General features: G+C 59.8%; 11 protein-coding genes. 1 reads left to right on the top strand and 10 read right to left on the bottom strand.

What is annotated here, in order from left to right; all coding sequences use genetic code 11:
* Positions 1 to 303: 303 nt before the first annotated feature.
* A complete protein-coding gene (gene treS, locus ACRC4F_RS15985; RefSeq protein WP_438660210.1) occupies positions 304 to 2,370 on the top strand; it encodes a maltose alpha-D-glucosyltransferase in 2,067 nt (688 codons plus the stop codon).
* A gap of 601 nt (positions 2,371 to 2,971) precedes the next feature.
* Here the strand turns inward: treS and ACRC4F_RS15980 are convergent.
* The 10 genes from ACRC4F_RS15980 to ACRC4F_RS15935 all read right to left on the bottom strand — a co-directional run bounded on the left by ACRC4F_RS15980 (position 2,972) and on the right by ACRC4F_RS15935 (position 14,645).
* Entirely contained in the window at positions 2,972 to 4,027 is a 1,056-nt protein-coding gene (locus tag ACRC4F_RS15980) for an acyltransferase family protein (protein ID WP_438660209.1), read from the bottom strand.
* 92 nt (positions 4,028 to 4,119) lie between these two features.
* Positions 4,120 to 5,589: a family 16 glycosylhydrolase gene (locus ACRC4F_RS15975; protein ID WP_438660208.1), complete on the bottom strand. Its 1,470-nt coding sequence runs from the start codon at positions 5,587 to 5,589 to the stop codon at positions 4,120 to 4,122.
* A gap of 5 nt (positions 5,590 to 5,594) precedes the next feature.
* On the bottom strand, positions 5,595 to 6,650 hold the full coding sequence (gene galE / locus ACRC4F_RS15970) for a UDP-glucose 4-epimerase GalE (protein WP_438660207.1): 1,056 nt from the start codon (positions 6,648 to 6,650) through the stop codon (positions 5,595 to 5,597).
* 29 nt (positions 6,651 to 6,679) lie between these two features.
* Complete coding sequence (locus ACRC4F_RS15965) at positions 6,680 to 8,098, bottom strand: oligosaccharide flippase family protein (RefSeq protein ID WP_438660206.1); 1,419 nt, start codon at positions 8,096 to 8,098, stop codon at positions 6,680 to 6,682.
* 13 nt (positions 8,099 to 8,111) lie between these two features.
* A complete protein-coding gene (locus ACRC4F_RS15960; protein ID WP_438660205.1) occupies positions 8,112 to 9,065 on the bottom strand; it encodes a glycosyltransferase family 2 protein in 954 nt (317 codons plus the stop codon).
* A 17-nt stretch (positions 9,066 to 9,082) separates the two neighbouring features.
* The gene (locus ACRC4F_RS15955; RefSeq protein WP_438660204.1) at positions 9,083 to 10,396 is read right to left on the bottom strand and encodes an O-antigen ligase family protein; all 1,314 of its coding nucleotides are present in this window, start codon (positions 10,394 to 10,396) and stop codon (positions 9,083 to 9,085) included.
* Positions 10,393 to 11,505, bottom strand: coding sequence for a glycosyltransferase (locus ACRC4F_RS15950; RefSeq protein WP_438660203.1), 1,113 nt, complete (start codon positions 11,503 to 11,505; stop codon positions 10,393 to 10,395). Before ACRC4F_RS15950 ends, ACRC4F_RS15955 begins: the two co-directional genes overlap by 4 nt.
* On the bottom strand, positions 11,502 to 12,584 hold the full coding sequence (locus ACRC4F_RS15945; RefSeq protein ID WP_438660202.1) for a glycosyltransferase: 1,083 nt from the start codon (positions 12,582 to 12,584) through the stop codon (positions 11,502 to 11,504). Before ACRC4F_RS15945 ends, ACRC4F_RS15950 begins: the two co-directional genes overlap by 4 nt.
* A gap of 2 nt (positions 12,585 to 12,586) precedes the next feature.
* Positions 12,587 to 13,291, bottom strand: coding sequence for a WecB/TagA/CpsF family glycosyltransferase (locus ACRC4F_RS15940; RefSeq protein WP_438660201.1), 705 nt, complete (start codon positions 13,289 to 13,291; stop codon positions 12,587 to 12,589).
* Positions 13,292 to 13,304: 13 nt separating this feature from the next.
* Positions 13,305 to 14,645, bottom strand: a complete 1,341-nt coding sequence (locus ACRC4F_RS15935) for a UDP-glucose dehydrogenase family protein (protein WP_438660200.1) — start codon at positions 14,643 to 14,645, stop codon at positions 13,305 to 13,307.
* Positions 14,646 to 14,649 lie beyond the last annotated feature (4 nt).

Genomic DNA, 14,649 nt, shown 5'->3' with positions numbered 1-14,649 from the left:
TGAGGCATCGTCGAATTGACGTGAACCCGGAAAGTTTCTGGTCTGATCAAGCCTTGGCATTTGATCGCTGTATCTTAAAGAGAGGCGCAATCGCGTCACTTATGCCTAGGTTGCTCGCGGGGACATCTAGGTGTTAACGACCCATCCCCAGGTATGACTTGCCACGGGAAGCGTGTTCTGAATCCAGGCGTCGATGCAACGAATGCCGTCTCAGGGCCTCATATGAAAAGGACGGGTCCACCGGTGCAGGTACGCATGGGATGGCCGAGCGCAAATTTACCCCGACAACAGGTGACTGTTTTTATGACCGCGGCTGACAAGAATCATGTGACCTGGCTGGTTGAACAATCGATGCTGCATGCCGCAAGGCAGCGCGCCAAGCTCTACTCGGGGCAAGGGCGGCTGTGGCAACAGCCATATGCCCACACCCGGCCCCGAGATGCTTCAGCCCTGGCGTCGGTGTGGTTCACCGCCTACCCGGCGTCCATCGTCACCCGCGAAGACGGCAGCGTGCTTGAGGCGCTGGGGGATGAAACCTTATGGCATGCCCTGTCGAAAATCGGCATCCAGGGCATTCACAATGGTCCGCTGAAAATGTCTGGCGGCCTGACCGGCACCCAACGCACGCCTACCATTGATGGCAACTTCGACCGCATCAGTTTCGAGATCGACCCGCAACTGGGCACCGAGGCGCAGCTTCAGGCGCTGGTGCGCATGGCGGCCGCGCACAATGCGGTGATCATCGATGACGTGATCCCGTCGCATACCGGCAAAGGCGCGGATTTCCGCCTGGCCGAGATGGCGTATGAAGACTATCCGGGTCTCTACCACATGGTCGAAATCCGCGAAGAGGATTGGCCGCTTCTACCCGATATTGCCGACGGCCGCGATGCGCAAAACCTCAGTCCGTTGCAGGTCGATGTGCTCCGGGACAAGCACTACATCGTCGGCCAGTTGCAGCGGGTGATTTTCTTCGAGCCGGGGGTCAAGGAAACCGACTGGAGCGCGACACCAATCGTGATCGGCGTCGATGGCAAGCCACGGCGCTGGGTGTATCTGCATTACTTCAAGGAAGGGCAGCCGTCACTGAACTGGCTGGACCCGACGTTCGCCGCGCAGCAGATGATCATCGGCGATGCCCTGCACGCCATTGACGTCATGGGCGCGAAAATCCTGCGCCTGGACGCCAACGGATTCCTCGGCGTGGAGCGCAAGCTTGACGGCACGGCCTGGTCTGAAAGTCACCCGTTATCGATCACCGGTAACCAGTTGCTGGCCGGGGCGATCCGCAAGGCCGGTGGTTTCAGTTTCCAGGAACTCAACCTGACCGTCGACGACATTGCCAACATGTCCCACGGCGGCGCCGATCTTTCGTATGACTTCATCACTCGACCGGCCTACCAGCACGCGTTGCTGATGGGCGATACCGAGTTCCTGCGCTTGATGCTGCGGCAGATGCACACCCTGGGCATCGACCCGGGTTCGCTGATCCATGCCTTGCAGAACCACGATGAACTGACCCTGGAACTGGTGCATTTCTGGACGTTGCACGCCCATGACACCTACCTCTACCAAGGCCAGACTTTCCCGGGCAGCATCTTGCGTGAACACATACGCGAGCAGATGTACGAACGACTGGCGGGCGAGCACGCGCCTTACAACTTGAAATTCGTTACCAACGGCGTGTCTTGCACCACTGCCAGCATCATCACGGCGGCGTTGGGGATTCGTGATCTCGACGCGATCACGACGGCGGATATCCAGCAGATTCGTCAGGTGCATTTGCTGTTGGTGATGTACAACGCCATGCAGCCGGGCGTGTTCGCGTTATCCGGCTGGGATCTGGTCGGCGCGCTGCCGTTGCCGGCTGAACAGGTCGAGCACTTGATGGGCGACGGCGACACGCGCTGGATTCATCGCGGGGCCTACGATCTGGTGGACCTCAATCCGGATGCGCCACTGTCCGCGGGTCAGATGCCGCGTCCGAAGACCTTGTATGGCAGCCTGCCCAGCCAATTGAAGGACCCGGATTCGTTCGTCTCGCAACTGCGAAGAATCCTCGCCGCGCGCCGCGCCTATGACATTGCCGCCAGTCGTCAGATCCTGATTCCGGATGTGCAGCACCCGGGACTGTTGATCATGGTCCACGAATTGCCGGCCGGCAAAGGCACGCAAATCACCGCGCTGAACTTCGGCTCGACGCCGATCACCGAAACCCTGCACCTGCCCAATATCGCGCCGGGGCCGGTGGTCGACATCATCAACGAGCGGGTTGAAGGGGATCTGACGCCTGAGGGGGACTTCACTATCACGCTGGATGCCTATGAAGGATTGGCGCTGCGGGTGGTGAGTGCTTCGCCGATGATTTGAAGGTGTCCGGTGGAGGTAGCTACGGGTTGACGGAGATGCTCAGGGGGATGCATACGAAAGAGGAGCCAGGTCGGCCCGAAGGCTGCCTCGCGGTGATGTGGCGGTAGTCGTCAAGTTCATCGGCAGCGAACACTCATGTCATGCCCGCCAAAAAATCCCCTGTGGGAGCTAGCCTGCTGGCGATGGACGTCCAGACACTGCGTTCATTCAGACCGCACGCGTAATCGTTAACGTCCATCGCTAGCAGGCTAGCTCCCACAGGGTAAGTGCATACGAACGAAGAGCCAGGTCGGCCCGAAGGCTGCCTCGCGGTGCTGTGGCGGTAGTCGCCAAGGTCATCGGCAGTGAACACTCATGTCATGCCCGCCAAAAAATCCCCTGTGGGAGCTAGCCTGCTGGCGATTGACGTTCAGACACTGCGTTCATTCAGATCGCACGCGTAATCGTTAACGTCCATCGCTAGCCGGCTAGCTCCCACGGGGTAAGTGCATACGAACGAAGAGCCAGGTCGGCCCGAAGGCTGCCTCGCGTTGCGAGGGCATGCCGAGCCTGGGCGAGGGCCTGTTGATCGGCATGAGCGCTCAGGGCTTGAGACGCTCTGTCATGGCTTATTAACCTCGACACGCTTGAAGGACATTGAAAGAAGTTTTTTCATGAACCTGGCAATCGGGGTTTCTATTTTTTTGTGGATGACATGAGACGCAGCAATCATCAAGGCGATGGTGCCCCACAGCAGCAGGTGCGGGTTCACTGCCGGATAAGCAATGTTGAAGATCATGAAGCCGATCATTTGATGTATCAGGTAAAGCGGGTAGGTCAGCGCTCCTAATGCGGTCCAGTCCAATGCCCCTATGGCTGCCGTTTTGTTGGTTGCAACCAGCAAAAACGTGATGAAGAACAGGACAATCAGGCTACACACGATCAGAAGATTGTATTCGGTCGCGTATTTTGATTCGAGCAATAGGGCCCAGACAATGGCGGTGTAGCAGGCCAGCGCCAATGCACCGGCCAGCAGGAGCATTCGCGCTTTTGTGATGCCCTTGGCCCATATCATGTAGAACGTTGCACCTGCTATGAAATAGGCCGCGTAGTCGGTCACCAATATCGAGCGCATCTTTTCCCAGATGAATATTTCCGCTAAGGCAGAGACCAGCAGCCAGATCACGAGGTAGGTCTCGATTTTCTCTATTTTCTTGAAGCCCAGCACAATGGAGATCATCAGATAGAATTTGATTTCTGCAAACAGAGACCAGTACACGCCGTCTATTGGCGGGACCCCCATCCAGTCGCTCAGCAATGTCATGTTCGCGATGTATTGATAAACATCAGCGGTATACCGTGGTTGTCCGATGGCGAGCGTGATCAGATAAGTGAGGGTGCAACACACCCAGAAAGCCGGGCAGATACGGACGACGCGGGATATGAAAAACACTCTGAGATTATTGCTCGAAGCGGTCATCAGAATGACGAATCCGCTGATCATGAAAAACAGCTCGACACCCAGGTAGCCGTATTTGGCAGGCTCAGCCAATAACGGGTAGGGCATAGTCGACATGTCGCCCTTTGCGTACCCGCGAAAAGCGTAGTGAAAAAACACAACTGCGATCGCCGCCAGGAAGCGCAGCAGATCCAGTTCTTTCAGCCGGCGTTTGATCATTTGAATGCGCTCCAGACGTGTTAGCGCTGATTGATAACTGACCATCTGCCGATAGAGATTTGAACCGGACGGTTGTCGATTGGGTGTGGCGGCTATCGACTGCGTTGCCACACCTTGACGTAGTCGACGCTGAAGGTAGAGGGCAGGTCAGCATCGTCCACTACGCCGAACCACTGCCACATGGCCTCGCTGTCAAAGATGATCTGCATCGGGAAGAAGAAATTCGTGTTCTTCGATTCCCTGACCAGTACGCCATCGACGTACCAGCGCAGTGTGTCGGGCTGCCAGTCGAAGCCGTAGACATGAAAGTCACTCGCCAGGCGCCAGGGGCTGACCCAGTTGCTGCCATTGGCAACATGCTCGGTGCTTTGCGGCGTGGCCCACACGTGGGCGTTCATGTTGTACAGCCGGTCGAAGGCAGCATCCTTGGTCTTGCCACCGATTTCGAAGATATCGATTTCGGTGGCGTTGTCGGCCATGCCCGTCCAGGCCAGCCAGAAGGCGCTGGAGCCTGCCGAGTCCATGGGTTTGGCGCGCGCCTCGTAATACCCGAAGAGTGCGCGCGAATGGGTGCGAACCATTGCCGAGGAGTAGTCCTTGAAGCCAAGCTGGACGTACTTTTGCGGCAGGGTTTCCTTGCGAAAGACAATGTTCAGGTGGCCGTTGTGGACGCTGGCGTTCGCCGGCTTGAACAGCGCCGGTTTGCGTCCGAGCGATTCGTTCCCTATGGCATTGTTGACGTGCCAGCGCGCGGGGTCGAGGGCGGTGCCGTTGAAGTCGTCGGACAGCTGCGTGTCGAGCGTCCACTGGCCCGCATTGGCCTGATCGGACAGTGGCAGGTTGGGGTTGGTATGGACCGGCACCGTGCCCAGCGGTCCGACCCGGGTCCAGGTGTCGGCCTGTTTGGGAACGACAATGGACCATTTGTCCGCCAGGTACTCAAACGCCTGTTGCCGCTCGGCGAGGGAGGCAAACGGGCGGTCGTAGACCAGCACTTCGGCGATGTCGCCGCGGAAGTTTTCAGATTTGCCGACCACGTTGCGCCCGACCGCATACGGACCGATCGGCACATCGAAAATCTCCAGCACGGAAATGGTCGGCGCATACGCAGTGGTCTGTCGCAGGCTGATCGCGAAATTCGGCAACACGTTATCGTTGTTGGCGATCTGCGGTCGCGAACTGAACAGCCGCTGCCAGGGATCAACGTTCGCTTCTGCTGGCCGAAGGGATACGAGCAATACTGTCGCCGGCCCTGGTGCGCTGCGGATGCTTTTGCCCAGAAACCCCGAAACACCACTGAAACGCACCACCGATTGACCGTTCAGGGCGTCCGCCACCCGCTGCGGCCCCATGGCGGCATCGTCTGTCGTGGCGTCGTTGGACTGGCCGGATTTGTCGCGCCAACGCTGCACGCGGTTCTGTGCATCGACGGTCATGGTCGATGCATCGGCCGCGTCGAGCCACAGCACCAGCCCGCTGGCCGGTGGTTGGGAGCGTGCTTGCGCCGCCATGCAGGTCAGTGAAACCGACAACAGCAGCACCAGCAGGCATTTCTTCAGCATCTGCGTTACTTCGCTGTCATCAAGGCCGGAATGTCGAAGGACGACTGATACCCCAGCGGATTGCGCGACTGCCACCGCCAGGTATCGACGATCATCTGCTCCAGATCGCGTTGCGCGCTCCAGCCCAGCTCGCGTCCTGCCTTGGCGGGATCGGCCCAGCATTTGGCGATATCGCCGACCCGGCGCGGGGCGAACCGGAACGGGATGGTAATGCCGGTAATGTCCTCGAAACTGTGGATGATCTGCAGCACGCTGTAGCCAATGCCGGTGCCCAGGTTCCAGGCATGCACCCCCCCTTTGCCCTGCAACACTTCCAGCGCCTTGAGGTGGCCGTGGGCAAGATCCACCACATGGATGTAATCGCGCACGCAGGTGCCATCCACCGTGGGGTAGTCGCAGCCGTACACCGTGAGTTCGGGAATGCGGCCGATCGCAACCTGGGTCAGGCACGGCAGCAGATTGTTGGGACGACCGCACGGGTCTTCACCGATCATCCCGCTTTCGTGGGCGCCAATCGGGTTGAAGTAGCGCAACAACGCAATGCTCCAGCGCGGATCAGCGTTGCCCACGTCGGTGAGCAGCTCCTCGATCATGAGCTTGGTACGGCCATAGGGATTGACCGGTTTTCCGGTGCCGATGTCTTCCACGATCGGCGTTTGCGCAGGCTCGCCATACACCGTCGCGGAGGAGCTGAACACCAGTTTGAACACCTCATGACTCGCCATCGCCCGGCACAGGTTCAACGTGCCGGCGACGTTGTTGGCGTAATAATCCAGCGGCTTGCGCATGCTTTCTTCGACAGATTTGAGACTGGCGAAATGCACCACGGCATCGATGTCGTAGCGACTGAAAATCTTGTCGAGCAAGATCGAATCGCCGATATCGCCATTGATGAAATCGATCCGGGTATGCGTCAGCAACTCAAGGCGCGTGATGCACTCTCGACAGCTGTTGCACAGATTGTCGAGCACCAGCACATGGTGTCCGGCGTTGATGAGCGTCAGGGCGGTATGGGAGCCGATGTAGCCGGCCCCGCCAGTGATCAGCGTAGTTTTGTGCATAGTGAGGTGTTCCTGTCTCGGGACTGAATTCAGCGGGTGGTGAAAACCGATTTGAATTCCTGTGGCCAGCGCGGGTGCATGACGCTATACGCCACGGCATAGCTCAGGGCGCCAACCAGGATGTTGCAGATCAGGTGCGGGTAGCCTTCAAGCCCGATTCGTGAAGAGACCATCAGGACAGTCGCTGCCATGACGAGCGAGGCGGCCACGCTGCGATAGTTGGTGTCGAAAAACAGCCGCCAGCGATAGCCGATGGCGCTGTTCAACCCGCGGATTTGCAGTGGCGTGATGATCACCATCCGGGCCAGCAGGGCGAGGGCGGCGGCCATGCCGCCATACAGGCCGGCGAAGCAGTAAACCAGCGCCAGTGCCAGTAACGTGGTCGCCACTTCGGCCTTGATGGTCAGGTAGCTGCGATTGACGGCCACCAGCGCAGTCGTGGCGTACATGGCGGTATTGCCGATGGCTGCGGTGCATGCCAGCACTTGCAGCAGGGGAATGGCTTCGGTCCATTTGGCGCCGAAGATCAACAGAATCAGGTCGTGCGCCGTGAGGGCGATGCCGATGAACAGAGGCGTCAGCAGGAAGCCGCTGACGGCGGTCGAATCGCCGATGATCGCGCGCAAGCGTGACGGATCGGCACTGCGCCGGGCAAACACCGGCAATGCATAGCTGATCAGACCGTGATAGATCGCCGTGCGCGGCAGATCGATGATGCGCATCGCCATGTTGAACATGCCCACCGCGTTGGTGCCGGCCGTCATGCCCAGGACCACGTTGACTCCGCGCTGCAGGGTCTGCGAACTCAGCGCGTTGATGGCAACCGGAGCACCGGCCTTCAACAGTTCGCGCAGAAACGGGACGTCAATATGAAAGGCCATGCGTCGCGGGTCTGCGCGCATCAATACGATGATGGACACGAACTCCATGATCAGTGCCTGGGCAATGACCGCCCAGGCCCCGAATCCCCAAAGCGCGACAGCGATGCCGCCGATGCCACCACAGATCTTGCCCAGTAACGTGCGCGACGCCAGCATCCTGAAGTTGCCGCTGCGGCGCATTTGCGCCACATAGACCCGCGCCATCATGGTGAACAGGATTTTCACCGAGGCCACCGCCGTCATCCATTGCAACACCGGGTCGGGCGTGTACAGCATCGCCGCGCCCGAGATGACGACGATGGACACCAGGCTGACCAGCACCGCCGCCCAGAAGGCGGTGGTGATGTGTTTGTCCTCCAGCCGTTCTAGCCGTACCAGCGGGTCTTCCAGAACCGATGAATACACCAGGCCGATCAACTCGACGATGGCAATGATCACCGTGCCCACACCCAACTCGGCGGGCGACAACAGCCTCGCATACGCGACAAAGGTAATCATCGACAGGAAGATCAGGCCGAATTTTTCGGTGAAGATCCAGATCAATGTCACCAGACGGTGATTGGCCATGGTGGGTACCGGTTCAATGAGCGGTGGTTGACGCCGTTGCCTTGCGCAACGAACGGGCGCACGCATACAGGTAGCGCAAGGTCGGTTTGCCGTTGGCGAAGATCAGCGCTTGCCAGGAACAGTCGAGCATTCGCCGATACACGCCGATCACCCCCTCATGGTCGCCGAGTCGGGAAAACGCATTGAGAAAGTCGGTGTGGTTGCCCAGCACGAAATCGATTCGTTGCTGCTTGCTGAGTTGCGCGCCGTAGCGGGCGAGGTAGACCTCGATAAAGCGGATTTTTTCCGGGTAGTACTTTCGCGGTTGCGCGGTCATGTTGCCGCTGTTGACCGTGCGCTCCAGCAGTACCTGCGGCACCGTGTGTATTTCCCAGTGTTCGGCGATCCGGGTCCACATGAAGCGGTCTTCGGAATAACGCAGGCTGGCATCGAAGCCGCCGAGTTGCATCATCACCTCGCGCTTGACCAGCGCAGTGGAGACGCCATTGAGCACGTTGGCGTGGATGAAATCGTAGAAATGCCGGCCGTTCTTGTAGTGATTGTCCAGTTGCCGCCTGCCGTCGCTGTAATTGACTTGCGTATAGCAGTCGATCAGCCCCACTGGCCGGCCCTGCCGACTGAGTTCGTCATACAGCGCCAGTTGTTGCTCGAGTTTTTGCGGACGAAACTGGTCATCGGCATCGAGAAACGCCACAAACGTCTCTTCGCTGTGCTGCAACCCGCGATTGCGCGCACTGGCCTGTCCGGCGTTGGCCTGGTGCAACAGCGTCAGGCGAAACGGTGCCGCAAAGTCTCTGACCCGTTGGGGCCCGTCATCGGTGGAACCGTCGTCGACGACGATGACGTGATCCGGCAGGCGGGTCTGCCCGGCCAGGGAGACCAACGTCTGCTCAATGCTGTCGGCACCGTTGTACATCGGGATCACGACGCACACTGAATGCGCTAAGGGAAGGGCTTGATCTGGCACGGGTATTTCTCCTTTTTTTACGCCTTGGCTGAATCGCGCGTTAATGCCTCGCCAGACGGACGCTGACGCAGGGTTGCCGGTGACCACTCGGGGACGGTTGCGTGGTGATGCCGAAAGGACAGGGCCAGGGTGCAGAACACCAGGAACTCGGCAGAGCGGTAGTTGGGAATCACGTACGCCACATAGTTGGTGACGGCGAACAAACCAATGATCACCAGGGCGCTGGCGCGAAACCGGGCCGTCTGGTTTGCCGTCACGGCGCGGTATTGTTTGAGCAGTGCCTCGCCAAACAGCAGCACCAACGCGGTCAGTTGAAGGGTGCCGCCGTTGAGCAGCGTCTCCATGTAGCCGCTGTGGGCGTTGCCGATGTAGCCCCAGCGCCGGATGAACACATCGGCATCGGGGCTGGACCAGAAAGCGCCAAAGCCGTAACCCTTGAGCAATTGCTCGTCGACAAACGGCCCGAGCAGCTCCCAGATCATCGTGCGGTCGGTGAGTGACGGGTCACGACCGGCCATTTCCAGGAGCACCGCAACGTTGTTGTAGAGAAACAGGCAGCCCAGCAGGTAGAGGAGGGTGCAAGCCAGGAACGCCAATTGCGAGCGGTTGATGCGCAAACGGATCAGCGTGAGGAAGTAGCCGTAGCTGACCGTGCCGGAAATGATCAGCGCCACCCCGGTGGCCGACTGGGCGAGCAGAATGGCGACCAGCGAGAAAAACGAGCAGAAGAGTGCCCAGCGGTTGCGTTGGCGAATCATCGGCAGCAACAGCAGGATGGCGATTGCGTTGATGCGTGCACCCGCATTCTTCTCGGAAAAAATTCCCTTGAACGCGCCTTCGCGAATGCCACCGGAAACGAACGCGGCGCTGGGCATGACCACGGCCAGTATCAAACCAATCAACGCCGCCACGCCGATGGCACAGCCAAGCATGAAGGTGATCTTTTCGAGGCTGTAGTTGTAGGCGATGAAACCGGCGAAAAACACCACGCTGAGCATCGCGATAATCCGCTTGAAACTCAGGAGCGGGTCGTGGGACCAGCCGATGGAGGCGACCACGCAGAGCAGGAACACCAACAGGAAAACGTTGTTGCGGTAAAAGCTTTTGCTCAGGAACACCTTGTTGCGGATGAAGAAGAACAACGGCACCAGCAGGGTGATCAGGCCGCACACCTGGTTGACGACGTTGCCTTCGAGGTCTTTGTCGATGTCGCCGAAACTTGATGCACCGCCCAGCCCGATGACAAACGTAATCACCTGGATGTAGAACAGCACGCCGAACAAGGTGAAGGCGTCGCGCAACGTGGAATATCTGACCTCCAGTGAGCTCATGGCGATGACCTCCGGAGTAACGCGGCGAGGTAGGTTTCTACCGCGCTGGCATTCATGAACCGCGCTGCGGCATCGATGCGGGACTGGCGCTGCAACTCTCGCGGTGTCGAGAGCTGCTGGGTAATGGCCTGCGCCAAAGCGATCGGGTCGTCGACAGCCACCAACGGCGCGACCAGGCCGCCGATGAGGATGTCTTGCGGGCCATGGGGGCAGCGGGTCGACACCACCGGCGTGCCGGTGGACAAGGCTTCGACCAGAACATTGGGACTGCCCTCGAAACGTGACGACAGCACATAGCAACTGGCTGCGGCCACCTCTGCTCTGGGGTCGTTGGTGTAGCCCGGCAGGTCGAACCGGTCAGCCACGCCCAGCGAACGTGCCTGTTCCAGCAACTGCGCTCTGAGCGCGCCCTCGCCAAAAATGATCAGGCGGGCGCTGGAATCCGCCAGCGTCGCGAAGGCACTGATCAGGGTGTCGAAACCTTTTTGCGGAGCCAGCCGACCCACCGCGACAATCACCGGGCTGGAATGGTCCAGGAGCCAGCGGTGGCTCGGTAGTCCCGGCGGCTTGTCGCGGAAGTCGTCGTCGAGGACAGGATTGTCGGCGATGGTAACGTCCTGGCGGCGCGCAACGGTGGTGTCAATCAGATCCTGGGCGACGCCTCGCGAGACGCAGATCACCGGGTTGGGAATGAGCCGATACAGCAGCGGCGCCACCCAGTACGCCAGCCGCACCATGAAGTCGGGATTGACGTGTTTGTCATGGGAAAACGCATTGCGCTCACTGACGTGCAACCGTGCCAGCGTTCCTGAGAGCAACGCGGCGACGATGGCCACCACGTTGACGTGGGTGAGGGCCGCCAGTTGCGCGTCGAAGCGATTGGCCCGCAGAAATCGCGCAAGTGCCGGCACTGCACGGGCGGTGCGAGGGCTGCGCAATTCAACTTTCCTTACGCGTGGGTCGAGGTGCGCCGCATGAAGGCCACCACCGGTGAGCATCAGCAAGGTCACGTCATTGCCCGCGTCTGCCAGTGCCCCGGCGAGGCGCATCATCATTTTTTCAGCCCCGCCCGCGCTGAGGTCGTGCAGGATAATCAGCAACTTTTTCATTGGTTCCATACCTGGTAGTACGCCTGCGCGGCGTACTGGCTGGTGTACGGATGGATGGCGTCGCTGAGCATTTTTGCGTTTGGCGCGACGCCACCCGGTGAAGTCAGGCTTTGCAGCATTCCCCTGGCCAGCGCCGGTACGTCGTTGACGTGCACCAGTTGGCCCAGCCGGCCGTTGTCCAGCAGTTCCCTGGGCCCGGTCTCGCAGTCGCACGCCAGGACGGGCGTGCCTAGCGCCAGCGCTTCGATCAGTACGGTCGGCATGCCTTCCTGCACGGAACTCAGGATGAACAAGCGTGCGTGCCTGAGCAGTGGATAGGGGTTGCTCAGGAAACCGGTGAAATGCACCCGCTGCGCGATGCCCAGTTGGCGTGCCTGAGTGGTCAATGCATCGAGCAACGGGCCGTCGCCGGCAATCACCAGATCCGGCAGCGCTTTGCTGCGCGATGCCAAGGCGTAGGCATCGAGCAACAGATGAAAACCTTTAGGCTCCACCAGCCGGCCCAGGCTCAACCAGTAGTCGCGGGGTAATCCGTCGAACAAAGGCGCCTGTGAGGCTTGCAGCAGTTGTTCAGTAACGACGGCGTTGGGGCAATAGCGGATTCGCTGCCGACCCCAGGGCAGCAAATCGACGAGGGACTGGCGCAACGTAGTGGAGACCGTTACCACTTTGCCGCTGCCGCAGAGGTACAACGCATAGAGCAGGCGCAGGCTCGAGGGGCCAGTCTTCTGTTCAGTGCAATCGAGTGCCGCGTGGCGGCTGTAAATGACTTTGCAAGAACGACCCAACGTGGCGAACCAGGTGCAGAGGTTCGCTTGTTCCTTGGCGGCAATGAGGTGGGTGACGCCCTCACGGCGAATGTGCCGGCGCAATTGCACGATGGACTTGAGCAGGCCGACGATGCCGTTGCCGTGAACGCCGTCCAGATGTTGCACACCCTCAGTGTCCGGCTTGTCACCGTTCATGACGAAAAAACTCACACGCTGGCCGTCCTTGAGGAACTGTTCGGACAACCTTTGCTGGACGCGCTCGATGCCGCCGCCCGCCTTGAAATCCTTGAGAATAAACAGGATATGCATGGTCATTCCCCAACGCTGATGGCGACTTTGCGCTGAACGATCAGCGTCAACAGGTGCAAAAAGTTGCTCGGGTAGTCGATGAGGTAGCGTTTGATCGTATGGGGCTCGCGATACATCCGATAAAACGCGCGCATATGCAGGTGATTGATCACTGCGGGGTAATAACTGCGCGTGGCCATGGCTTCCTGGCGAATGAACCCGCCACAGGTGAAGGCGACGCCACGAAAGCCGGCGCGAAACGCATCGTGCTCGAACTGCTCCTGCCGCCCGGCGCCCAGGCCGACGATCAGGATGTTCGCTTCGCTGTGGCAGATGTCGGCTTGAATGCGCTCGGCCTGGGCCGCATCGAAGTAGCCATTGTGATAACCGGCGATGGTCAGCTGCGGATAGAGGGCCTTGATCTTGCTGATGAACAGCTCCAGTTCCGCCTGCCGGGCGCCGACGAAATACACGCGTTTGCCCTGTTGCTCGGCGCTGCCGAGGACGGCGTCGGCAATCGACGTGAAGTCGAAGCTGACCCGGCCGATCGTGCGACCGGTCACGCGGGACATGAAGGCCGACATCAGCATGCCGTCGCAAAAATAGGTGACGGTGCCTGGGGTCTGCTCGAAAAAGCTGCTGATGGACGCGAAGTTGATAAAGGAATAGGCCTGGTTGGCTTCCAGCAATTTCGGTGAGTAATGCCTGAGTATTTGCAGCCTGATCATGACGCGACTCCTTTCAGAGGACCGGGTGGGTCTGCCGGCCCACGGAGACGTAGGTAAAGCCGCGTTGGCTCATGCGCTGCGGGTCGAACAGGTTGCGCCCGTCAAAAATCAGCGGCTGCTTGAGCTGCCGGCTGAGCAGGTCGAAATCCGGGGCCCGGAACGATTGCCACTCGGTGACGATGATCAGTGCGTCGGCATTTTTCAGTGCCGCTTCCTTGGTGCCCGCCAGTGTCAGGTCATCGCGCGGGCCATAAATGCGCTGGGCCTCCTCCATGGCCTTGGGATCGAACGCCTGGACGCTGGCGCCGGCGTGCCACAACGCTTCCATCAATACCCGGCTGGGCGCTTCGCGCATGTCGTCGGTGTTGGGCTTGAAGCTCAACCCCCACAGGGCAAAGGTCTTGCCGCGAAGGACGCCGTCGAAGTGATTGAAGATCCTCGCGTACAGGCTGGCTTTCTGTTCGTGGTTGCGCGACTCCACGGCCTTGAGCACCCGGGCGTCGAAGTCGACGCTGGCGGCGACCTGGATCAGCGCCTTGATGTCCTTGGGGAAACACGAGCCGCCGTAGCCCAGGCCCGGATAGATGAATTGATAACCGATGCGTGGATCGGAGCCGATGCCGTGACGCACCTTCTCGATATCGGCGCCGAGCTTTTCGGCGAGGCAGGCCATTTCGTTCATGAAGCTGATCTTGGTCGCCAGCATGCAGTTGGCGGCGTATTTGGTGAGCTCGGCGCTGCGGATGTCCATGACGATGATTTTTTCGCGGTTGCGATTGAACGGCTCGTACAGTTCGCGCATGACCGCTTCGGCGCGCTGGCTGTCGGTGCCGATGATGATCCGGTCAGGGCGCATGCAGTCCTCCACCGCGCACCCTTCCTTGAGAAACTCGGGGTTGGACACCACATCGAAGGTCAGGTCGCTGCGTCCGTTCTCGGCCAGCACCTGCTCGATATGGGCGCGAACGCGGTCGCCGGTGCCCACCGGGACCGTGGATTTATCGACGATGATCTGATGGCGATCCATGTTCAGCGCGATGGTTTGCGCAACACTCAGCACATGCGTGAGGTCTGCCGAACCGTCTTCGTCAGGCGGCGTGCCGACCGCGATCAGCAGCACGTCGCCATGGTGGACAGCGCTGGCAAGGTCAGTGCCGAACTGCAGTCGTCCACTTTGATAATTGTCGCGGACCAGGCTTTTGAGGCCCGGCTCATAGAGGGGCAGCGTGCCATCCTTGAGCGCTTGCACCTTGGCGGCGTCGACATCCACGCAGACGACGTTATGGCCGACGTCTGCCAGCGCGGCGCCTTGGACAAGGCCGACATAACCAATTCCGAATACGCTCACATTCATGATC

Origin of the sequence: Pseudomonas sp. (genome assembly GCF_051660785.1) — a bacterium.
Lineage (GTDB): Bacteria > Pseudomonadota > Gammaproteobacteria > Pseudomonadales > Pseudomonadaceae > Aquipseudomonas.
Note: the sequence above shows the minus strand (reverse complement) of the source record. Positions and strands in the feature narration are given on the sequence as shown.